A 20440-nucleotide genomic window follows, 5' to 3' on the forward strand; every position below is an offset into this window, starting at 1 on the left:
TTTTGCCAGCCTTGTTTGGCTCGGACAGGCTACCGACCAGAACGATAGGCACAGGCTCGACAGCGACAGTGGCTATAAACCGCACTGTCCGCCGACGTGGTTCCCCCAAAAAGTAACTGGCAATCAGGGCACTCAATAGAAAAACGCCAGCCAGGATCATAGTGAGGTAACTCCTTGTGCCAATCTGCTATCTGATCGCTGAACAAAACGTGGACAACTCACGCCGGTATAACTTTTCCTTGTTTGAAAGTAGTTCAACCAAGGCAAAGCGCCACGAGTTAGAAGAAAAACTTCAGCGAAAATATAGACGCATTGCTATTTTTCGAGTCATGCACTCACCCGCGATGCGGCCCCACGACGGGGTATTTCCACACGTAATGCCCCCTTTCAAATTGTTACCGGATGCACCAATACGACGCAAAGCGCGGCTCAGGTAACAGCTGCGAGCGCGGCTCGACAACCCTCGAAAGTTTCAGATTCATTGCTAAAGCCCCGTTCTAGAGCCATTCCTGTTGCTTTAAAAACTTTCTTCAGCTGCCGTTCAGCGAGTTGGCTGGGTGATTGCATATGCTTGTATGTACAAGTAAGTGTGTGTGCGTAGGAGTCGCCAGAAGGCGTTGACGCGCAGCATTGCTTTGAGGTTTTGGTTCAGGTTCACCACGTTGCACGCATTCCAGTAACAGCACCCATGCGCTACAAGCGCCCGTAGTGGTTTTAGGAATTGATAATAATGAAAAGAACATTGCTGACCCTTTCTGCCTTGACCTTGTGCATGGCCGCAGGCGTAGCCACGGCCAAAGAGTACAAAGAGCTGCGTTTTGGCGTTGACCCTTCCTACGCACCGTTCGAGTCCAAAGCGGCCGATGGCAGCCTGACGGGGTTCGATATCGATCTGGGCAACGCAATCTGCGCTGAGCTGAAGGTCAAGTGCAAATGGGTCGAGAGCGATTTCGACGGCACGATTCCAGGCCTGAAGGCTAACAAGTTCGACGGCGTGATCTCTTCCATGACCGTGACTCCCGCCCGCGAGAAAGTCATCGACTTCTCCAGCGAGCTGTTCTCCGGCCCGACCGCTCTGGTCTACAAGAAAGGCTCCGGCGTTTCTGACGTGGCCTCGCTCAAGGGTAAAAAGGTCGGCTACGAGCAAGGCACCATCCAGGAAGCCTACGCCAAGGCTGTACTGGACAAGGCCGGGGTAGAAACCAAGGCCTACGCCAACCAGGACCAGGTTTACGCTGACCTGACTTCCGGTCGCCTCGACGCCACGATCCAGGACATGCTGCAAGCCAAGCTGAGCTTCCTGAAGTCGCCACAAGGCGCCGACTACGATGTCAGCAAGCCGATCGACGATCCTCTGCTGCCAGCCAAAACGGCGGTGGGTATCGCCAAAGGCAACACAGAACTCAAGGCGTTTATCGATAAAGGCCTCAAGGCGGTACACGATGACGGCACCTACGACTCGATCCAGAAGAAACACTTCGGTGATCTGAATCTGTACAGCGGCAAGTAACGCCCCGGCGCCCGTCTTCAGGATGGGCGCTTTTTTATGGCTATAGGTCCCTGAATTATGTTCGAAGCACTTTTGCAGACACTCGGGCTCTCCGCATTCAGCTTGAAGGGGTTCGGCCCTCTGTTGCTGGAAGGCTCCTGGATGACCGTCAAGTTATCGATACTGTCGCTGTTGTTGAGCGTTCTGCTTGGCCTGATCGGCGCCAGTGCCAAACTCTCCAGCGTCAAACTGTTGCGGATTCCGGCCCAGCTCTACACCACGCTGATTCGCGGGGTACCGGACCTGGTGCTGATGTTGCTGATTTTCTACAGCCTGCAAACCTGGTTGACCAGTTTCACCGAGGCGCTGGACTGGGAATACATCGAGATCAACCCGTTCGCCGCAGGGATCATCACCCTGGGCTTTATCTACGGCGCCTATTTCACCGAGACCTTTCGCGGCGCGATCCTCGCTGTGCCCCGTGGGCAGATGGAAGCGGCTACCGCCTACGGCTTGAGTCGCGCTCAGCGCTTTCGCTTCGTGGTCTTCCCGCAGATGATGCGTTTCGCCCTGCCAGGCATCGGTAACAACTGGATGGTGATCCTCAAGGCCACGGCGCTGGTGTCGATCATCGGTCTGGCGGACCTGGTCAAGGCCGCTCAGGACGCCGGTAAAAGCTCTTATCAATTGTTCTTTTTTCTAGTGTTGGCAGCGCTGATTTACCTGGTGATTACCAGCGCGTCGAACTATGTCCTGCGCTGGCTCGAACGGCATTACGCGGCAGGCTCCCGGGAGGCGGTACGATGATCGAACTTCTACGGGACTACTGGAAACCGTTTCTTTACACCGACGGTTACCACATCACCGGTCTGGCCATGACCCTGTGGTTGCTCAGCGCCTCGATCTTCATCGGCTTCCTGGTGTCGATTCCTCTGTCGATTGCCCGGGTTTCCAACAAACTCTACGTGCGCTGGCCGGTGCAGTTCTACACCTACCTGTTCCGTGGCACGCCGCTGTATATCCAGTTGCTGATCTGCTACACCGGGATCTACAGCCTGGCGGCGGTCCGCGCGCAGCCGGTGCTCGATGCGTTCTTTCGCGATGCGATGAACTGCACCATCCTCGCCTTTGCCCTGAATACCTGCGCCTACACCACGGAGATCTTCGCCGGGGCGATTCGCAGTATGGCCCACGGCGAAGTCGAAGCCGCGAAGGCCTACGGTCTGACGGGCTGGAAGCTCTATGCCTACGTGATCATGCCTTCGGCATTGCGCCGCTCGCTGCCGTACTACAGCAACGAAGTGATCCTGATGCTGCACTCGACCACCGTCGCCTTCACCGCCACCGTCCCGGACATTTTGAAAGTGGCGCGGGATGCCAACTCGGCGACCTTTTTGACCTTTCAGTCGTTCGGTATTACCGCGCTGATCTACCTGACCGTCACCTTTGCGCTGGTCGGTCTGTTCCGCATTGCCGAACGTCGTTGGCTGGCCTTTCTTGGCCCGGCTCACTAGGACTTAGTGCTTCAACGGCCGCTCATCAGGCCGCGGGTTTCATCGCCGTTTGTGACGTCTACGCAGCGGCGATCCATTTTCCCTTTGAGGATGCTTGCGCACATGTACAAATTGACCATTGAAAAACTACACAAGAGTTACGGTAGCCACGAAGTGCTCAAGGGCGTTTCCCTGAAAGCCAAAACCGGTGATGTGATCAGCCTGATCGGCGCCAGCGGCTCGGGCAAAAGTACCTTCCTGCGTTGCATCAACTTTCTCGAAACACCCAACGACGGCGGCATGAGCCTGGACGGCAAGCAGATTCGCATGGTCAAGGACCACCATGGCATGCGCGTGGCCGACGATGCCGAGCTGCAACGACTGCGTACTCGTCTGGCAATGGTGTTCCAGCACTTCAACCTGTGGGGTCATATGACCGTGCTGGAAAACATCACCATGGCCCCGCGCCGGGTGCTGGGTGTCGGCAAGAAGGACGCGGAAGATCGCGCCCGACGATATCTGGACAAGGTCGGCCTGCCGGCCCGTGTGGCGGATCAGTACCCGGCGTTCCTCTCCGGCGGCCAGCAACAGCGGGTGGCCATTGCCCGCGCACTGGCGATGGAACCGGAAGTCATGCTGTTCGATGAACCGACCTCGGCGCTCGACCCGGAACTGGTGGGCGAAGTGCTCAAGGTGATCCAGGGCCTGGCCGAAGAAGGCCGGACCATGATCATGGTGACTCACGAAATGAGCTTCGCCCGCAAAGTGTCGAATCAGGTGCTGTTTCTGCATCAGGGGCGAGTGGAGGAAGAGGGCGCGCCAGAGGACGTGCTGGGCAATCCGAAGAGCGAGCGTTTGCAGCAGTTCCTCAGCGGCAATCTGAAGTAAGCACTAGCCCATACAGCGCCTGAATCTTCAACGGTGTCGAGGCGCTGAGCTATCGACTCACTACCCGCAAAAAAGGCCCGCATGGTTAACCGTGCGGGCCTTTTGTATGTCTGATCGGGATCAGTGCTTGCTGCCCTGGTTCGACAGGGCCAGCAGTTGTTTTTCCTGGTTCCAGTCGAACGGTTCGTCGTTCTGTTCGGCTTCGTAACGACGTTCTTCCAGTGCCTGATACAGATCGATTTCATCGTCTGGCATGTAGTGCAGGCAGTCACCGGCGAAATACCACAGCAGGTCGCGGGGAACGAGGTGGGCAATTTGCGGATAACGGGTGATGACCTGACAAAGAATGTCCTGACCCAGGTATTGGCTTTCGATCGGGTCGATTGGCAGCGACGCACGCAGTTCGTCGAAGCGCTCCAGGAACAAGGCATGGCTTTCGTCTGGAACCTGCTCGGCTTCACCGACAGCGACCAGAATACTGCGCAGGAGGTCGAGCTGGACGAGAATTTGGTCGAGCATAACGGGAGTCCTCTAGAACTAAAGCAAAACGGGCGCCGGAGTATATCGCTCCAGCGCCCGCTTTTCATCATTGCTCGCTGGACGAGCAGCCGCGTTAGCGGGTCTTGCCCTCAGCCAGCTCAAGCTGCTCCTTGGAAAAGTCATCGACGTCGATCACTTTGCGCCGTGCGGCTTCGGCCTCATGCAAGGTATAGGCTTCTGCCGCTTGCAGCACACCGGCCTCCAGTGCCGCGTCGATGACGTGCTCCCCGGCGGCCGGTTTGAACTGCCCGCTCTTGAGTGCGATGTGCATTTTTTTCTGCAACGGTTGTGCAGCACTCAGCAGGTCGCAGGCATGTTGCAGGGCGCCGACCGGATCCTCGACCGATTGTGGGCGGTAGCAACCCCCCAGCAATTCTTCGAGCGTCGGGTCGCCTTTGGCCCGGCCAATGACCGCAGCCACTTCGGCACCGAGGCTGTCCGACGGCCCTTTGTGACGACGACCGAACGGGAACACGATCACCCGCAACAGGCAACCCAGCACCTTGCTCGGGAAGTTGCTCAGTAGTTCATCCAGCGCCCGTTCCGACTGGCCGAGACACTCTTCCATGGCCCAGGTGAACAACGGCGCCATGTGCTCCGGCGAGTCGAGGTCGTGGTAACGCTTGAGGGCGGCAGAGGCCAGGTACAGGTTGCTCAGTACGTCGCCGAGTCGGGCCGACAGTCGCTCGCGGCGTTTCAGTTCACCGCCCAGCAGCATCATGCTCAAGTCCGCGAGCAGGGCGAATGCCGCTGTCTGACGGTTGAGGGCACGGAAGTAGCCCTGGCTGAGTTTGTCCCCCGGGACGTGTTCGAAATACCCCAGGCCGAGGTTCAGCACCAGGGTGCTGGCGGCGTTGCTCACGGCGAAACCGATGTGCTTGAGCAACAGGCCGTCGAACTCTTTCAGTGCCTGGTCTTTGTCCTCGCGGCCGGCGAGGGCCATTTCCTTGAGCACAAACGGATGGCAACGAATCGCGCCTTGACCAAAGATCATCAGGTTGCGCGAAAGGATATTCGCGCCTTCCACCGTGATGAAAATCGGCGCACCTTGCCAACTGCGCGCGAGGTAGTTGTTGGGGCCCATGATGATCGCCTTGCCGCCATGCACGTCCATGGCGTGGCTGATGCATTCGCGACCGCGCTCGGTGAGGTGATACTTGAGAATTGCCGAGAGCACCGAAGGTTTCTCGCCAAGATCCACCGCGTTGGCGGTGAGCATTCGTGCGGCGTCCATCATCCAGGCGTTGCCGCCGATACGCGCCATGGCTTCCTGAATCCCTTCGAAGGCGGACAGCGGTACATTGAATTGCTCGCGAACCTGAGCATATTGGCCGGTCACCAGACTGGTGAACTTGGCCGCACCAGTACCGACTGCCGGTAACGAAATCGAACGCCCGACCGACAGGCAGTTCATCAGCATCATCCAGCCTTTGCCGAGCATTTCCTGGCCGCCGATGAGGAACTCCAACGGTACGAATACGTCCTTGCCGGCGTTTGGGCCGTTCATGAACGCGGCGCCGAGGGGCAGGTGGCGTCGGCCGATTTCGACCCCGGCGGTGTCGGTAGGGATCAACGCGAGGCTGATGCCAAGGTCCTCTTGTTCACCCAGCAGATGGTCCGGGTCATAGGCCTTGAACGCCAGACCGAGCAGGGTGGCGACCGGGCCGAGGGTGATGTAGCGCTTTTCCCAGTTCAGCCGAAGACCCAGGGTTTCCTGGCCTTCCCATTCACCCTTGCAGATCACCCCGGTATCGGGCATGGCGCCCGCATCGGAGCCGGCGAGTGGGCCGGTCAACGCAAAACACGGGATATCGTCGCCACGCGCCAGGCGTGGCAGGTAATGGCTGCGTTGTTCATCGGTGCCGTAATGCAGCAATAGTTCGGCCGGGCCGAGGGAGTTCGGCACCATCACGGTGGAGGCCAGGTCGCCGCTGCGGGTGGCCAGTTTCATCGCCACTTGCGAGTGGGCGTAGGCGGAAAACCCCTTGCCACCGAATTCCTTGGGAATGATCAGGGCAAAAAAACCATGCTGCTTGATATGTGCCCACGCCTCGGCCGGCAAGTCCATCGTCTGGCCGATCTGCCAGTCGCTGACCATGGCGCAGAGCTCTTCGGTCGGGCCGTCGATGAATGCCTGTTCTTCTTCGCTCAACTGCGCTTTGGGATAGGACAGCAGTTTGTTCCAGTCCGGACGCCCGCTGAACAGCTCGCCATCCCACCAGACGGTACCGGCATCGATGGCGTCGCGTTCAGTTTGCGACATCGGCGGCAGGGTTTTCTGAAACCAGTTGAACAGCGGGGCACTGAAGTATTTGCGTCGCAGCTCGGGCAGCAGCAGGGGCGCCGCCACGACGGCCAGCACGATCCAGAAAATCAGCAGCAGCCAGCCTCGATGATGGTGGCTGAAGACTCCCATCGCCAGCAGATAGACAGCCACGATACCCAGGGCGGGCAGGGGCGCGATGCGGCGGTGAGCCAGCCAGGCAATCCCGACCACCAGAACCAGTATCCACAACAGCAGCATATTCAATCCTCCGTGAAGCCAGGGTCAAAACCACCTTCAGAGCTTAGACGGCATCTGCAAAACAGGGTGGTCAGAGCGATGTGTTTGAAAACGTGGGAAACAGCGGTGAATTTCGTGAGTGATGGCGCTGGCGGACGCTGTAAAAAAGCTTCGCTGAGCGTGCGACAAGCGCTGATGTTTGGCCGAAACGTCGTTATCTCTGTGCGGGGTCTGTCGCTAGACTCGTGGCTTCCCCAGGAGATTTTTTTCATGCACGAGTATCTGAGTCCCGGCCGCTTCATCGATAGTGACCACCCGGCGGTGGTGGAGTTCGCTGAACAGCATCGCGGCAACAGCCGTGATCCGGTCGAGCAGGCGGTGAGTCTGTATTACGCCGTGCGTGAAGCGGTGCGCTATAACCCGTACACCTTCAGCCGTGATCCCGAGACCTTGCGCGGCAGTTATGCGTTGGCCACCGGCGAGAGCTACTGCGTGCCCAAAGCCACGTTGCTGGCCGGTTGCGCGCGACACTGCGGGATCGCCGCGCGGATTGGTCTCGCGGATGTGCGTAATCACCTGTCGACCCCGCGTTTGATCGAGTTGCTCAAGAGCGACGTGTTCGCCATGCACGGTTACACCGAGTTGTATTTGCAAGGCCGCTGGGTCAAGGCCACGCCGGCGTTCAACCAGAAGCTCTGTGAGCTGTTCGATGTGCCGGCGCTGGAGTTCGACGGGATCAACGACAGCGTGTTCCACCCGTTCAATCGCCAGGGTCAGCAGTCGATGGAGTACCTGGTCGATCACGGTCAGTTCGCCGATGTACCCGAGGCGTTCTTTTTCGAGTACCTGGAAAAACTCTACCCACACTTGTTCAACGATCAGTCGCCGGCAGTGCTCGGTGACATGCAGAGCGATTTGAGTCACACCTGATCCGGCGTAGACTGCTCCGGCATTCATCCATTAGGAGCGGTCATGCTGAAGATCTGGGGTCGGAAAAATTCGTCGAATGTCAGAAAGGCACTGTGGTGCGCCGAGGAACTCGGGCTGACCTACGAAACGCAGGATGCGGGCGGGGCATTTGGTGTGGTCGACACGCCAGACTACCGGGCGATGAACCCCAATGGCCGCATCCCGGTGATCGAAGACGACGGTTTTGTGCTGTGGGAATCCAATACCATCGTGCGTTACCTGGCCGCCCGTCACGCTGCCGATTCGAACTGGTACCCGGCCGACGTGCAGGCCCGGGCGAGCGCGGAAAAGTGGATGGACTGGACCACTTCGTCGTTTGCCGAACCTTTCCGCCAGGTATTCTGGGGCGTGTTGCGCACCCCGGCGGATCAGCAGGACTGGGCCGCGATCAACGCTGCGCAGAAAACCTGCGAGCAATTGTTGTCGATGGTCGACCAGGCATTGGCACAGAAACCGTATTTGTCCGGCGACGAGATCGGCGTGGGCGATATCCCGTTGGGCAGCTTCATCTATGCCTGGTTCGAGATGCCCATCGAGCGAGCGCCAATGCGCCATCTGGAAGCCTGGTATGCGCGCCTCAAGCAACGTCCGGCTTATCAAAAAGCGGTCATGACCGCGTTGACTTAATACTGACTATCAACACACTTGACTGTACTTGTGCGGCGTCGCCAAGCACCATTGCGCTCATGCGCCGCGGTTGCATTGCTCGCCGCGCGTCCTTATTTATTCCTGACTTCCCTTCTTGGTGCGTAAATCCGATATGAGTTCTGCTCTGTCCATCCGGCAGCTAACCAAAACCTACGGCAACGGTTTCCAGGCCTTGAGTGGTATCGATCTGGATGTCGCCGAAGGTGACTTTTTCGCCTTGCTCGGCCCCAACGGTGCCGGCAAATCCACGACCATCGGCATTCTCTCGACCCTGGTGAACAAGACCAGCGGAACGGTGAGCATCTTTGGCCACGACCTGGACCGCAACCCGGCCGCGCTCAAGCGCTGCATCGGAGTGGTGCCACAAGAATTCAATTTCAACCAGTTCGAAAAGACCTTCGACATTGTCGTGACTCAGGCCGGTTACTACGGTATCCCGCCCAAAGTCGCCAAGGAACGCGCTGAGCAATACCTGACTCAGCTCGGCTTGTGGGACAAGCGCGATGTGCCGTCGCGTTCACTGTCGGGTGGCATGAAGCGGCGACTGATGATTGCGCGCGCATTGGTGCACGAGCCGCGTCTGTTGATCCTCGACGAACCGACGGCTGGCGTGGATATCGAACTGCGTCGCTCGATGTGGACCTTCCTCACCGAGCTGAACCAGAAAGGCATTACCATCATCCTCACCACGCATTACCTGGAAGAGGCTGAGCAGTTGTGCCGCAATATCGGCATCATCGACCACGGCACGATTGTCGAAAACACCAGCATGCGTAACCTGCTCAGCCAGCTGCATGTCGAGACATTCCTGTTGGACCTGAAGCACGACATGACGGTAGCGCCGCAGTTGAACGGCTATCCGACCCGCTTGCTCGACAGCCACACCCTGGAAGTCCAGGTCGACAAGGCCGTCGGCATCACCGCGTTGTTCGGTCAGTTGGCCATGCAGAACATTGAAGTGCTGAGCCTGCGCAACAAAACCAATCGCCTCGAGGAGTTGTTCGTGTCTCTGGTGGAGAAAAATCTGGCGAAGGTGGCCGTATGAGTTCTGAACTGCAACCCAACCTCGTCGCGCTAAATACCATCGTTTACCGTGAAGTCCGGCGCTTTACCCGGATCTGGCCGCAGACCCTGCTGCCGCCGGCGATCACCATGGTTCTGTACTTCGTGATCTTCGGTAATCTGATTGGCCGGCAAATCGGTGATATGGGTGGCTTCACCTATATGGAATACATCGTGCCGGGTCTGATCATGATGTCGGTGATCACCAACGCCTACGGCAACGTGGTCTCGAGTTTCTTTGGCAGCAAATTCCAGCGCTCCATCGAGGAGCTGATGGTTTCACCGGTTTCGCCGCACACCATACTGATCGGTTACACCGTGGGCGGGGTGCTGCGCGGTCTGGCGGTGGGCGTGATCGTGACGCTGCTTTCGCTGTTCTTCACTCACCTGCAAGTGCACCATTTGGGGATTACCCTGCTGGTGGTGGTGCTGACGGCAACGATCTTCTCGCTGCTGGGCTTCATCAACGCCGTGTTTGCGCGCAACTTCGACGACATTTCGATTATCCCGACCTTCGTGCTGACGCCGTTGACCTACCTGGGCGGGGTGTTCTACTCGATCAGCCTGCTGCCACCGTTCTGGCAGACCGTGTCGCTGGCCAACCCGGTGCTGCACATGGTCAACGCCTTCCGTTACGGCATCCTCGGCGTCTCGGACATCAAGATCAGCGTGGCCATCACCTTCATGCTGGTGGCGACTGTGGTGTTGTACATCGGTTGTGCGCGGCTGTTGGTCAGCGGACGCGGAATGCGTACATAAGGGGCGACCGCGCCGCCTGCCATCGCGAGCAGGCTCGCTCCCACACTGGATTGGTGTTCCCACATAATTTGTGATCGACACGGAGCCTATGTGGGAGCGAGCCTGCTCGCGATGGCGTCAGCCCAGACACCGCAATAAAAACGGCCTCCACTCAGGAGGCCGTTTTGCATTCAGAGCATCCGACTTTGCTTGCGCCGCTTCCATTGCCGGCTGACCCACCAGCGCCAGTAGGTCATGGTCAGGCAGTAGGCCAATGCGCCGAGCACCAGGCCAACCACCACCGACCCCAGCAGAAACGGCTGCCATAGCGTCGACAACTGGCTGCTGATCCATTCCCAGGTCAGCTCATCCGGCAGACTGCGGGCGGGGACGTCCATCAGCCAGGCGCCGGTCTGATAAGTGCCGTAAAACACTAAGGGCATGGTGATCGGGTTGGTCAGCCAGACCAGGCTCACTGCGATCGGAATATTGCCGCGCACCCAAATGGCAAGGATTGCCGCCACCAGCATTTGCAACGGAATCGGTAGGAACGCGGCGAATACTCCCACGGCCATGGCGCGCGCAACCGAATGCCGATTCAGGTGCCAGAGGTTCGGGTCATGCAGCAGCGTGCCGAGAAAGCGTAAGGATTTGTGTTCCCGGACAGTGGTCGGATCTGGCATGTAACGTTTGAATAAGCGCCGGGGCATAGGGCTTCTCGGTCAGTTCAAGCGGCAAGTATGCCCGGATTCTACGGAGCGCCAGTTCAGACTTTGTGACAATTAATAAACGCGGGCTTTTGTAACTCGGCTAATCCAAGAGAAGGGACTCTCAAGGACGGGCTTATGCGCACAGGGATGTTGGCGCTTGCGTTGGGTCTGTTGGCCTTGCGTTTTTTACCAGTGCTGCCACCGGTCGGGTTACTGCTGTTGTTACCGGTACTGGCTTTGATGCTGTTGCCGTTTCGCACGTATCCACTGGCGTTTTTTCTGTTCGGCTTCAGCTGGGCGTGCGCCAGTGCACACTGGGCGCTGGATGATCGTTTGGCATCGGGCCTCGACGGACAAACTCGCTGGGTCGAAGGGCGCGTCGTCGGCTTACCGCAGAACGCCCAAGGCGTGGTGCGTTTCGAGTTGGCCGATGGTGAGGCGCGGCGCACACAATTGCCGAGGCTGATGCGGTTGGCCTGGTACGACGGGCCGACCATCAACAGCGGCGAGCGCTGGCGACTGGCGGTGAAATTGAAGCGTCCCATGGGGTTGCTCAATCCGCAGTCCTTTGATTACGACGCTTGGCTGTTGGCGCAACGCATCGGCGCCACGGGAAGTGTCAAGGACGGGCAGTTACTCAGACCTGCGCAGTGGGCCTGGCGCGATGCTGTTCGCCAGCGCTTGCTGGCGGTCGATGCTCAGGGGCGCGCGGGGGCGTTGGCGGCGCTGGTGCTGGGCGACGGATCCGGGCTGAGCAGCGAAGACTGGCGTGTGTTGCAAGACACCGGCACCGTGCATTTGCTGGTGATCTCCGGGCAGCACATCGGTTTGCTGGCCGGGATGGTTTACCTGCTGATTGCCGGATTGGCGCGTTATGGCCTGTGGCCGCGGAGATTACCCTGGTTGCCGTGGGCCTGCGGCATGGCATTTGCGGCGGCGCTCGGTTATGGATTGCTGGCCGGTTTCGAGGTGCCGGTGCGCAGAGCCTGCGTGATGATCGGTCTGGTGCTGTTGTGGCGTCTGCGGTTTCGGCATCTGGGTGCCTGGTGGCCATTGCTGCTGGCGTTGAATGCGGTGCTGTTGCTTGAGCCGCTGGCGAGTTTGCAGCCAGGGTTCTGGTTGTCGTTTGCGGCCGTAGCGGTGCTGATCTTCACCTTCGGCGGCCGCTTGGGCCCCTGGCGCTGGTGGCAAACCTGGACGCGCGCGCAATGGCTGATCGCGATTGGCTTGTGTCCGTTGCTGCTGATACTTGGTTTGCCCATCAGTCTCAGTGGTCCGCTGGCCAATCTGCTGGCGGTGCCCTGGATCAGCCTGGTGGTGTTGCCCCCGGCCTTGCTGGGGACTTTACTGCTGCCGCTGCCTTATGTCGGTGAGGGGCTGTTGTGGCTGGCCGGTGGCTTGCTCGATGTTCTGTTCAACGGCCTGGCGTTGGTGGCTGGGCGGATACCGGCATGGGTTGCACCGGTGATTCCGCTCTGGGTCTGGGGGATAAGTGCTTTCGGCACTTTTCTACTGTTGCTGCCCAAAGGCTTGCCCATGCGGTTGTTGGGCTGGCCGATGCTGCTGTTGATGGTGTTCCCGCCGCTCAGGACTGTGCCCGAAGGTATGGCTGAAATCTGGCAACTGGATGTGGGCCAAGGCCTGGCCATCGTGGTCCGCACTCGCCATCACGCGTTGCTCTACGACGCCGGTCCGCGTTTCGGTGATTTCGATCTGGGCGAGCGGGTGGTGTTGCCGTCACTGCGCAAGTTGGGAGTGCGCACGCTGGATGTGATGCTGATCAGTCACGCCGATGCCGATCACGCGGGTGGTGCGCGCTCGGTTTCAAACGGATTGCCGGTGACGCAGGTGCTCAGCGGTGATCCTGAAGCGCTGCCGGCCGAGTTGCACGCGCAAGCCTGTGAGAGCGGTCAACGCTGGGAGTGGGACGGTGTGAGTTTTACGCTTTGGCAATGGTCCGAGGCGAGCGAAAGCAACCAGAAATCCTGTGTCCTGCAAATCGAAGCCAGCGACGAGCGTCTGCTGTTAACTGGCGACATTGACGCCCGGGCCGAGCAGGCGTTGCTGGAGAGTCCGCTGGCGGTCGCGACCGACTGGCTACAGGCGCCGCATCATGGCAGTCGCAGCTCATCGTCGATGGTTTTTCTCACGGCGCTGGCTCCCAAAGGCGTGCTGATTTCTCGCGGGCACGACAATTCGTTCGGTCATCCCCATCCTCAAGTGTTGGCGCGTTATCGCAGGTTGGGCATGCAGGTCTATGACAGCGCCGAACAGGGCGCCTTGCGTTTGCGTCTGGGGGCGTTCGAGGCGCCCGAATCATTGCGTCAGCAAGCGCGTTTCTGGCGCGATTCGCCGTCCGTCAGCCAATAACCACCAGTCATCAGCGCGGTGCGCCATGCGACACACGGTCTGCGGTGTGCCGGGCCTCTATGTCGAGTCTGTATGTTAAAGTGGCGCACTTTTTCGAGGGGACTGTCACTGTGTGGGAATTGGTCAAATCCGGCGGCTGGATGATGCTGCCGATCATTCTGAGTTCCATCGCGGCAATGGCGATCGTTGCCGAGCGTCTCTGGACTCTGCGAGCCAGTCGCGTGACCCCGGAGCACTTGCTCGGGCAGGTCTGGGTCTGGATCAAGGACAAGCAACTCAATAAAGAAAAACTCAAGGAACTGCGCGCCAACTCACCCTTGGGCGAGATCCTTGCGGCAGGTTTGGCCAACTCCAGGCATGGTCGCGAGATCATGAAAGAGTGCATCGAAGAGGCCGCTGCCCGGGTGATCCACGAGCTGGAGCGCTACATCAACGCGCTGGGCACCATCGCCGCCATGGCGCCGTTGCTCGGTTTGCTCGGCACGGTGTTGGGCATGATCGATATCTTCAGTTCGTTCATGGGCACGGGCATGACGACCAACGCCGCGGTGCTGGCCGGCGGTATTTCCAAAGCCTTGATCACCACGGCTTCGGGCCTGATGGTTGGTATCCCGGCGGTGTTCTTCCACCGGTTCCTGCAACGGCGCATCGATGAACTCGTCGTGGGCATGGAGCAGGAAGCGATCAAGCTGGTTGAAGTGGTGCAGGGCGACCGTGACGTTGATCTGGCTGAGGGCAAAGCGTGAAATTCCGTCGCAAGCAACGGGAGAACGTGGACATCAACCTCGTGTCGTTGATCGACGTGGTGTTTGTCCTGCTGCTGTTTTTCGTCGTGACCACCACCTTTACCCGTGAAACCCAGCTGCGCGTCGACCTGCCGGAAGCCGTCAGCGGATCGCCTGCCGAAGACCAGCAGACCAAGCAGCTGGACATCGCCATCAGCGCCGAAGGGGTGTTTTCGGTCAACAACCAGTTGTTGCCGAAGAACGATCTGGCCAGCCTGATCGAGGCCTTGAAGAATGCGTCCAATGGCGACACCCATTTACCGCTGGCCATCAGTGCTGACGGCAAAACCCAGCACCAGGCGGTCATCACCGCGATGGATGCCGCGGGCAAGCTGGGTTTCACGCACTTGCGCATGACTACCATTGAGGCGGCGCCGACGCCCTGATGGCCATGTCCGATCGTTTGCTCGCCGCCTGGTACGCCGGTCATCCGGCGCTGAAATTATTGCAGCCACTGGAGTGGCTGTACCGGCGCGTGGTCACAGCCAGACGCGAACGTTTTCTGGCAGGCCAAGGCGAAATCTACCAGCCACCGGTGCCGCTGATCGTGGTCGGCAACATTACGGTTGGCGGCACCGGCAAGACGCCGTTGATTCTGTGGATGATCGAGCACTGCCAACGTAGCGGTCTGCGGGTGGGCGTGGTCAGTCGTGGTTATGGCGCCAAACCGCCGCAACTGCCTTGGCGGGTCGAAGCTGAGCAGAGCGCAGCCATCGCTGGCGACGAACCGCTGTTGATCGTCCAGCGCACGGGCGTGCCGTTGATGATTGACCCGGATCGCAGTCGCGCCGTGCAGGCACTGCTGGCCGCTGAACCGCTGGACCTGATTCTGTCTGACGATGGCATGCAGCATTACCGTCTGGCACGCGATCTTGAGTTGGTGCTGATCGATGCCGCGCGTGGACTGGGCAATAAACGCTGCCTGCCGGCGGGTCCTCTGCGTGAGCCGGTCGAACGCCTGCAAAGCGTCGATGCGCTGCTCTACAACGGCGCCTCGGCAGATCGTGGCGACGGCTTTGCTTTCCTGCTGCAACCGACCGCGCTGGTCAACCTGCTGACGGGTGAACGCCGCTCGCTTGAGCATTTCCCCGCTGGCCAGGCGCTGCACGCGGTGGCCGGAATCGGTAATCCGCAACGTTTCTTCAGCACCCTTGAAACGCTACACTGGCAGCCTGTGGCACATGCTTTCGCCGACCACGCCGAGTACAGCGCGGCGGCCTTGAATTTCACACCGTCACTGCCGTTGGTAATGACCGAGAAGGATGCGGTGAAATGCCGAGCCTTCGCGGCTGCTGACTGGTGGTATCTGGCGGTCGATGCTGCGCCATCACCGGCCTTCGTGGCCTGGTTCGATACGCAGTTGATGCGGCTGTTGCCTGCACGTCTTTTGCCTTAAAACGCTGTTATCCAGGGAATGCTCATGGACACCAAATTGCTCGACATCCTCGCTTGCCCGATCTGCAAAGGTCCGCTCAAGCTCAGCGCCGATAAAACCGAGCTGATCAGCAAAGGCGCCGGTCTGGCCTATCCGATTCGTGATGGCATTCCGGTGATGCTCGAAAGCGAAGCGCGCACTCTGACGGCAGAAGAGCGTCTGGATAAATGAGCACTGCTTTCACCGTCGTGATTCCGTCGCGTTTTGCTTCCACCCGTCTGCCGGGCAAGCCGCTGCAAATGATTGCCGGCAAGCCGATGATCCAGCACGTTTGGGAACAGGCGAGCAAAAGCAGCGCGCAACGGGTGGTGGTCGCCACTGACGATGCGCGCATTGTCGAGGCCTGCAAGGCATTTGGCGCTGAAGTGGTAATGACCCGCGAGGACCATAACTCCGGCACCGACCGTCTGGCTGAAGTCGCCACCCAACTGGGCCTGGCGCCGGACGCTATCGTGGTCAACGTGCAAGGCGACGAGCCGTTGATTCCGCCGACTGTGATCGATCAGGTCGCGGCCAACCTGGCGGCCCATACCAAAGCGCGTATGGCGACCCTGGCCGAGCCGATCGAAGACGTTGAAACCCTGTTCAACCCTAACGTGGTCAAGGTTGTCAGCGACCTGAATGGCCTGGCGTTGACCTTCAGTCGTGCGACCTTGCCATGGGCGCGGGACGATTTCGCCAAGAGCCGCGAGCAATTGCCGGCCGGCGTACCGTACCGTCGACACATCGGGATCTATGCCTACCGCGCCGGCTTCCTGCATGACTTCGTCAGCTGGGGCCCGTGCTGGCTGGAAAACACCGAGAGCCTGGAGCAGTTGCGTGCGCTCTGGCACGGTGTGCGGATTCATGTCGCCGATGCGCTGATCGCACCGCCGCCGGGGGTCGATACCGCTGAAGACCTCGAACGCGTTCGTCGCCTGCTGGAGGCCTGATGCGGGTTCTGTTCGTCTGCCTGGGCAACATCTGCCGTTCGCCCACGGCTGAAGGCGTGCTGCGGCACAAACTGCGTGAAGCCGATTTGGCCGATCAGGTCGAAGTGGCTTCTGCCGGCACCGGTGACTGGCACGTCGGCAAGGCGCCGGACAAACGCAGCCAGGCCGCTGCCCTGCGCCGTGGCTATGACCTGTCCGCACAGCGTGCCCAACAGGTCACGCGCGCCGACTTTTCCAGCTACGACCTGATCCTGGCGATGGACCACGGCAATCTGCGCGACCTCAAGGCATTGCAACCGGCCAAGGGCAGGGCGGAGCTGGATTTGTTCCTGCGTCGCTATGAATCGAGCGTGGATGAAGTGCCGGATCCTTATTACGACGGCGATCAAGGCTTCGAGCAGGTGCTGGACCTGATCGAGCGCGCCAGCGATTTGCTGGTGATTGAATTGAAGGGACGCTTATGACTTTGCACCTGCAATCGCAGGTTTCGCTGAAGCCGTTCAACAGCTTTGGCGTAGACGTTCGCGCGCAATTGTTCGCCGAAGCCCACAGCGATAGCGATGTGCGCCAGGCACTGGCTTACTCGGCCGCGCACGCCGTGCCGTTGTTGGTAATCGGTGGTGGCAGCAACCTGTTGCTGACCGCAGACATCCCGGCGCTGGTACTGCGTATGGCCACCCGTGGTATCCGAGTGTTGAGTGACAACGGCAGTCAGGTGGTGATCGAGGCCGAGGCGGGTGAACCCTGGCACCCGTTTGTTCAGTGGACGCTGGCGCAGGGCCTGTCGGGCCTTGAGAATCTCAGCCTGATCCCCGGCACGGTCGGTGCGGCGCCGATGCAGAATATCGGTGCCTACGGGGTCGAGATCAAGGACGTGTTTGCCGGGCTGACCGCGTTGGACCGCCAGACCGGCGAGCTGCGGGATTTCACCTTGGCCGAGTGCAACTTTGCCTACCGTGACAGCCTGTTCAAGCAGCAAGTCGGTCGCTGGTTGATCCTGCGGGTGCGTTTTGCCCTGGACCGCATCGAGCATTTGCATCTGGAATACGGCCCGGTTCGGCAGCGTTTGACCGAGCAAGGCATCGATCATCCGACCGCGACCGATGTCAGTCAGGCGATTTGCAGCATTCGCAATGAGAAGCTCCCCGACCCGGCAGTGCTCGGCAATGCCGGCAGCTTCTTCAAGAACCCGCTGGTATCGGCGGTCTTGGCAGCACAAATCCGGCTTGAGCATCCGGGCCTGATCGGTTATCCACAAGCCGACGGTCGGGTCAAACTGGCGGCCGGCTGGTTGATCGAGCAGGCGGGCTGGAAAGGCTTTCGTGACGGTGACGCCGGCGTCCACCGTTTGCAGTCGCTGGTGCTGGTCAACTATGGCAGGGCCACCGGGCTTGAGCTGCTTAACCTGGCACAGCGGATCCAGAGAGACATCGCCGAGCGCTTCAATGTCGAGCTGGAAATGGAGCCGAATCAGTATTGAGCGACGCTCCTCTGCTGAATCCAGAGCCCTGCACACCTACCTTGGTTGCAGGGCTTTTTTGTTAGTGCTGAGTTAACTTAGCCTCCTGACGATGCAGCTATTTGCTCCATAACCACAGATCTATGCGGGCGTGCCCATGATTACCCTGAAGCTCAATGGTCAAGATCATCAACTCGATGTCGAGCTGAGTCAGAAGAAACCTTCGCTGGCGGAGGCTGACACATGAACGTAGGCGCGATCATTCTCGCGGCAGGGCAGGGCAGTCGTTATCGACAAGTGGCCGGTGCCGATCAGGACAAGTTGCTGGCGATGTGTGAAGGGCGCGACGGCATGGTGCGGCCGGTGATCGAACAGGTGCTGCGTAATCTGTCATCCGGCGTTGAGGTGCGGTTGCTGGTGACGACGCCAGATCGTCCAGAGGTCGCACGGCTGGCTCGGGCTTATGGCTGCCAGGTATTGCTGTTGGCATCGGCGGGCATGGGCGACAGCATTGCGGCGACGGTCGCTGCGTGTCCGGCGCTTGATGGCTGGTTGGTGGTGTTGGGGGATATGCCGTTTATCTTGCCGTCGAGTATTGAGCGGATTGTTGAGGGGATAGCAGTCGATACCATCAGTGTGCCCGTGCAGGGTGGCGAGTTTGGGCATCCGGTGGGGTTTGGGCGTTCGTTTGGTGCGGCGCTGATGGCATTGTCCGGTGATCGCGGGGCGAAGCCGTTGTTTGCGTCCGCGAAGGTCGTTGAGGTGGTGGTGGATGATCCCGGGGTGTTGTGGGATGTGGATTTGCCGGTCGCGCTGGCCTTTCAGTAGTCGTCGATTGGTCGTGATACCTCGCGGGTCGAGGCCAGCCCCCAGGCCTCTATAGGGCAGAGTACTGAACTCTGCCCCTTCTACTGCCTATTCGTATTTATCGATGGGTGCCAGATATAAAACTCGTTATTCATCCGGTTTTATCCGACATACGATCTTGTTGCGTGCGGTGTTCACTGTTGCGGTGTATGCCCGGTTAGTACTCATCAAGATAATTAAGAGCCTACATGATAAAGCAGTATATGGATGCGTCGGTTAGTGTTAGCCCTATTGAACTGGGCAGTGAGGCCCAAACGTTGGGCGCCTTGGAGCGGGCGTTAAGTTTTGACGATGTTTATCAGCCGGTTCCCCGTTATGTCAACACGCTGCGTCAACTCAGAAAGGCTTCTCAAACGATAAGTTGTCACCGTGACGAGATTAAGTTTGGTGTTACGTTTAGTGAACGCTTGCAAGTACTCTCTGATGACTTCGGTTTGTCAAAGGATCACTTTTCCGTCAATACCAGTGGCTCGCCATTGATTGTCAAGGAGCAGGTCGGGGAACACCTGATTTCGCCCACTCACTTTGAAAACGGTGCGTATTTCAGCCACCCCCATGCGGATCATCAACTCGATCACTCGGCGGATGAGTTGCCTTCGATCAAGATTGGCCAGTATGTGCGTTTCGGTCGTAATGCCGCAGTCAACGCCGGTGGCGATGTGGATATTGGCGATGGTGTCTGGCTGTCGCCGGGCAGTCAGTTGCTTCGTCAGGACCATGATCCTTATGGTCGGCTCTCCATCGGCTCGCGGACCGTTGCGATGACGCGCCTGCCCCCCGTGAGGTTGTGCGATTACGCATGGGTCGGGCGTGAAGCGATCGTCGGCTGGAACGCGGATTACCTGGGCAAGGCTAGCATCGTCGGCATCCGCTCCTTTCTCAATACCTGGGTCGGCGACTATTCCATCGTTGGCGATCAGGGGAAAGTCCTGCAATACCTGCCGTTCAAGGCTCACCTCATGGAAACGTATCAGCCGTCGATCGAGCAGACGCTGCAAGTCAGTGATTGGGCCGCGATCAATTCGGACTGGTTGATGATCTACCGTGATACCCCGAAGCGCGAAACATCACTATTGCCGGCATCCTTGGCGGAGTATCTGGACACACCGGGCAAGAAGTCCGTGTTGCTGATTGCGCCGACCGATAACGCCCAGCTTCAAGCATTCGCCCGGCACAGTCTCGACGTCATCTCCACCACCCGGCAGCAGTTTGCTCACCACTTGCAGTGGGCGCAGGACCACGGCCACAAGCAGCTCAGACTGCGCGCCGACCTGGATTTTTCGAGGCTGCCGTTTGCCTCGGCCGGCGATTTTCATTATCGCCGTCGATTGGGTTATTCACTGATTGTCGCAAACAGTTCGCCTGTTGAGGCCGAGCCTTGCCGAGTCTATGTCAATGAACTGGCCCGGGTGTTGGCGACGGAGGCACTTATGTTGGTGCCCATCACTGATGTGTTACAGGCGCAATTGTCTGTGTATCAAGACGCGTTCCATCTGCTGGGGGAAGTCGAGTTCGACGGCGCCTCTTTCATGTTAATGAAGAAGATCTAACG

At 59.2% G+C, this 20440-nt stretch carries 21 protein-coding genes; 18 read left to right on the forward strand and 3 right to left on the reverse strand.

The window, feature by feature from the left end; translation table 11 throughout:
• The first annotated feature begins 730 nt into the window (after positions 1 to 730).
• The 4 genes from AC1RPZ_RS17110 (at position 731) to AC1RPZ_RS17125 (ending at position 3870) form a co-directional block, all read left to right on the forward strand.
• On the forward strand, positions 731 to 1510 hold the full coding sequence (locus tag AC1RPZ_RS17110; RefSeq protein ID WP_493138162.1) for a transporter substrate-binding domain-containing protein: 780 nt from the start codon (positions 731 to 733) through the stop codon (positions 1508 to 1510).
• A gap of 57 nt (positions 1511 to 1567) precedes the next feature.
• The gene (locus AC1RPZ_RS17115; RefSeq protein WP_493138163.1) at positions 1568 to 2296 is read left to right on the forward strand and encodes an ABC transporter permease; all 729 of its coding nucleotides are present in this window, start codon (positions 1568 to 1570) and stop codon (positions 2294 to 2296) included.
• Positions 2293 to 3003, forward strand: a complete 711-nt coding sequence (locus AC1RPZ_RS17120; RefSeq protein ID WP_493138164.1) for an ABC transporter permease — start codon at positions 2293 to 2295, stop codon at positions 3001 to 3003. The genes AC1RPZ_RS17115 and AC1RPZ_RS17120 overlap by 4 nt, the downstream gene beginning before the upstream one ends.
• A 102-nt stretch (positions 3004 to 3105) precedes the next feature.
• Positions 3106 to 3870 carry an ABC transporter ATP-binding protein gene (locus AC1RPZ_RS17125; RefSeq protein WP_493138165.1) on the forward strand — a complete coding sequence of 255 codons (765 nt, stop codon included), beginning with the start codon at positions 3106 to 3108 and terminating at the stop codon, positions 3868 to 3870.
• A gap of 120 nt (positions 3871 to 3990) precedes the next feature.
• On the opposite strand, the gene AC1RPZ_RS17130 is transcribed toward AC1RPZ_RS17125, so the two are convergent.
• Together AC1RPZ_RS17130 and AC1RPZ_RS17135 are read right to left on the reverse strand one after the other, a co-directional pair.
• Complete coding sequence (locus AC1RPZ_RS17130) at positions 3991 to 4389, reverse strand: PA2817 family protein (protein WP_493138166.1); 399 nt, start codon at positions 4387 to 4389, stop codon at positions 3991 to 3993.
• Between the two features lie 94 nt (positions 4390 to 4483).
• Complete coding sequence (locus tag AC1RPZ_RS17135; RefSeq protein WP_493138167.1) at positions 4484 to 6934, reverse strand: acyl-CoA dehydrogenase; 2451 nt, start codon at positions 6932 to 6934, stop codon at positions 4484 to 4486.
• A 249-nt stretch (positions 6935 to 7183) separates the two neighbouring features.
• On the opposite strand from AC1RPZ_RS17135, the gene AC1RPZ_RS17140 reads away from it, so the two are divergent.
• The 4 genes from AC1RPZ_RS17140 (at position 7184) to AC1RPZ_RS17155 (ending at position 10351) form a co-directional block, all read left to right on the forward strand.
• Positions 7184 to 7843: a transglutaminase-like domain-containing protein gene (locus tag AC1RPZ_RS17140; RefSeq protein ID WP_493138168.1), complete on the forward strand. Its 660-nt coding sequence runs from the start codon at positions 7184 to 7186 to the stop codon at positions 7841 to 7843.
• Positions 7844 to 7885: 42 nt separating this feature from the next.
• Positions 7886 to 8509 (forward strand): glutathione S-transferase family protein, encoded by a 624-nt coding sequence (locus tag AC1RPZ_RS17145; protein ID WP_493138169.1) that lies wholly within the window; start codon positions 7886 to 7888, stop codon positions 8507 to 8509.
• A gap of 133 nt (positions 8510 to 8642) precedes the next feature.
• On the forward strand, positions 8643 to 9575 hold the full coding sequence (locus AC1RPZ_RS17150) for an ABC transporter ATP-binding protein (protein ID WP_493138170.1): 933 nt from the start codon (positions 8643 to 8645) through the stop codon (positions 9573 to 9575).
• Complete coding sequence (locus AC1RPZ_RS17155; protein WP_493138171.1) at positions 9572 to 10351, forward strand: ABC transporter permease; 780 nt, start codon at positions 9572 to 9574, stop codon at positions 10349 to 10351. Before AC1RPZ_RS17150 ends, AC1RPZ_RS17155 begins: the two co-directional genes overlap by 4 nt.
• 170 nt (positions 10352 to 10521) lie before the next feature.
• Here the strand turns inward: AC1RPZ_RS17155 and AC1RPZ_RS17160 are convergent, their stop codons facing one another.
• Positions 10522 to 11040, reverse strand: a complete 519-nt coding sequence (locus AC1RPZ_RS17160) for a DUF2062 domain-containing protein (protein ID WP_493138172.1) — start codon at positions 11038 to 11040, stop codon at positions 10522 to 10524.
• A gap of 135 nt (positions 11041 to 11175) precedes the next feature.
• Here AC1RPZ_RS17160 and AC1RPZ_RS17165 point away from each other — a divergent pair, with 135 nt between their 5' ends.
• The 10 genes from AC1RPZ_RS17165 (at position 11176) to AC1RPZ_RS17210 (ending at position 20438) form a co-directional block, all read left to right on the forward strand.
• Complete coding sequence (locus tag AC1RPZ_RS17165; protein WP_493138173.1) at positions 11176 to 13410, forward strand: DNA internalization-related competence protein ComEC/Rec2; 2235 nt, start codon at positions 11176 to 11178, stop codon at positions 13408 to 13410.
• A 110-nt stretch (positions 13411 to 13520) separates the two neighbouring features.
• Entirely contained in the window at positions 13521 to 14156 is a 636-nt protein-coding gene (locus tag AC1RPZ_RS17170) for a MotA/TolQ/ExbB proton channel family protein (protein ID WP_493138174.1), read from the forward strand.
• On the forward strand, positions 14153 to 14581 hold the full coding sequence (locus AC1RPZ_RS17175; protein WP_493138175.1) for an ExbD/TolR family protein: 429 nt from the start codon (positions 14153 to 14155) through the stop codon (positions 14579 to 14581). Before AC1RPZ_RS17170 ends, AC1RPZ_RS17175 begins: the two co-directional genes overlap by 4 nt.
• Positions 14581 to 15591, forward strand: coding sequence for a tetraacyldisaccharide 4'-kinase (gene lpxK / locus AC1RPZ_RS17180; RefSeq protein ID WP_493138176.1), 1011 nt, complete (start codon positions 14581 to 14583; stop codon positions 15589 to 15591). The genes AC1RPZ_RS17175 and lpxK overlap by 1 nt, the downstream gene beginning before the upstream one ends.
• A gap of 24 nt (positions 15592 to 15615) precedes the next feature.
• Positions 15616 to 15801 carry a Trm112 family protein gene (locus AC1RPZ_RS17185; protein ID WP_019689343.1) on the forward strand — a complete coding sequence of 62 codons (186 nt, stop codon included), beginning with the start codon at positions 15616 to 15618 and terminating at the stop codon, positions 15799 to 15801.
• The gene (gene kdsB / locus AC1RPZ_RS17190; protein WP_493138177.1) at positions 15798 to 16562 is read left to right on the forward strand and encodes a 3-deoxy-manno-octulosonate cytidylyltransferase; all 765 of its coding nucleotides are present in this window, start codon (positions 15798 to 15800) and stop codon (positions 16560 to 16562) included. The genes AC1RPZ_RS17185 and kdsB overlap by 4 nt, the downstream gene beginning before the upstream one ends.
• Positions 16562 to 17026, forward strand: coding sequence for a low molecular weight protein-tyrosine-phosphatase (locus AC1RPZ_RS17195; RefSeq protein ID WP_493138178.1), 465 nt, complete (start codon positions 16562 to 16564; stop codon positions 17024 to 17026). The genes kdsB and AC1RPZ_RS17195 overlap by 1 nt, the downstream gene beginning before the upstream one ends.
• Entirely contained in the window at positions 17023 to 18042 is a 1020-nt protein-coding gene (murB, locus tag AC1RPZ_RS17200) for a UDP-N-acetylmuramate dehydrogenase (protein WP_493138179.1), read from the forward strand. Before AC1RPZ_RS17195 ends, murB begins: the two co-directional genes overlap by 4 nt.
• Positions 18043 to 18264: 222 nt before the next feature.
• On the forward strand, positions 18265 to 18849 hold the full coding sequence (locus AC1RPZ_RS17205) for a nucleotidyltransferase family protein (RefSeq protein ID WP_493138180.1): 585 nt from the start codon (positions 18265 to 18267) through the stop codon (positions 18847 to 18849).
• A gap of 227 nt (positions 18850 to 19076) precedes the next feature.
• The gene (locus tag AC1RPZ_RS17210; RefSeq protein WP_493138181.1) at positions 19077 to 20438 is read left to right on the forward strand and encodes an acyltransferase; all 1362 of its coding nucleotides are present in this window, start codon (positions 19077 to 19079) and stop codon (positions 20436 to 20438) included.
• The last annotated feature ends 2 nt before the right edge of the window (positions 20439 to 20440 follow it).

The sequence above is a fragment of the Pseudomonas sp. GW822-FHT02D10 genome (assembly GCF_058802345.1).

What these genes read in the sequence shown, in the direction of transcription:
- AC1RPZ_RS17110 (WP_493138162.1), top strand. Translation starts at nt 731, where the DNA reads ATGAAAAGAACATTGCTGACCCTTTCTGCCTTGACCTTGTGCATGGCC.
- AC1RPZ_RS17115 (WP_493138163.1), top strand. Translation starts at nt 1,568, where the DNA reads ATGTTCGAAGCACTTTTGCAGACACTCGGGCTCTCCGCATTCAGCTTG.
- AC1RPZ_RS17120 (WP_493138164.1), top strand. Translation starts at nt 2,293, where the DNA reads ATGATCGAACTTCTACGGGACTACTGGAAACCGTTTCTTTACACCGAC.
- AC1RPZ_RS17125 (WP_493138165.1), top strand. Translation starts at nt 3,106, where the DNA reads ATGTACAAATTGACCATTGAAAAACTACACAAGAGTTACGGTAGCCAC.
- AC1RPZ_RS17130 (WP_493138166.1), bottom strand. Translation starts at nt 4,389, where the DNA reads ATGCTCGACCAAATTCTCGTCCAGCTCGACCTCCTGCGCAGTATTCTG.
- AC1RPZ_RS17135 (WP_493138167.1), bottom strand. Translation starts at nt 6,934, where the DNA reads ATGCTGCTGTTGTGGATACTGGTTCTGGTGGTCGGGATTGCCTGGCTG.
- AC1RPZ_RS17140 (WP_493138168.1), top strand. Translation starts at nt 7,184, where the DNA reads ATGCACGAGTATCTGAGTCCCGGCCGCTTCATCGATAGTGACCACCCG.
- AC1RPZ_RS17145 (WP_493138169.1), top strand. Translation starts at nt 7,886, where the DNA reads ATGCTGAAGATCTGGGGTCGGAAAAATTCGTCGAATGTCAGAAAGGCA.
- AC1RPZ_RS17150 (WP_493138170.1), top strand. Translation starts at nt 8,643, where the DNA reads ATGAGTTCTGCTCTGTCCATCCGGCAGCTAACCAAAACCTACGGCAAC.
- AC1RPZ_RS17155 (WP_493138171.1), top strand. Translation starts at nt 9,572, where the DNA reads ATGAGTTCTGAACTGCAACCCAACCTCGTCGCGCTAAATACCATCGTT.
- AC1RPZ_RS17160 (WP_493138172.1), bottom strand. Translation starts at nt 11,040, where the DNA reads ATGCCCCGGCGCTTATTCAAACGTTACATGCCAGATCCGACCACTGTC.
- AC1RPZ_RS17165 (WP_493138173.1), top strand. Translation starts at nt 11,176, where the DNA reads ATGCGCACAGGGATGTTGGCGCTTGCGTTGGGTCTGTTGGCCTTGCGT.
- lpxK (WP_493138176.1), top strand. Translation starts at nt 14,581, where the DNA reads ATGGCCATGTCCGATCGTTTGCTCGCCGCCTGGTACGCCGGTCATCCG.
- AC1RPZ_RS17185 (WP_019689343.1), top strand. Translation starts at nt 15,616, where the DNA reads ATGGACACCAAATTGCTCGACATCCTCGCTTGCCCGATCTGCAAAGGT.
- kdsB (WP_493138177.1), top strand. Translation starts at nt 15,798, where the DNA reads ATGAGCACTGCTTTCACCGTCGTGATTCCGTCGCGTTTTGCTTCCACC.
- AC1RPZ_RS17195 (WP_493138178.1), top strand. Translation starts at nt 16,562, where the DNA reads ATGCGGGTTCTGTTCGTCTGCCTGGGCAACATCTGCCGTTCGCCCACG.
- murB (WP_493138179.1), top strand. Translation starts at nt 17,023, where the DNA reads ATGACTTTGCACCTGCAATCGCAGGTTTCGCTGAAGCCGTTCAACAGC.
- AC1RPZ_RS17205 (WP_493138180.1), top strand. Translation starts at nt 18,265, where the DNA reads ATGAACGTAGGCGCGATCATTCTCGCGGCAGGGCAGGGCAGTCGTTAT.
- AC1RPZ_RS17210 (WP_493138181.1), top strand. Translation starts at nt 19,077, where the DNA reads ATGATAAAGCAGTATATGGATGCGTCGGTTAGTGTTAGCCCTATTGAA.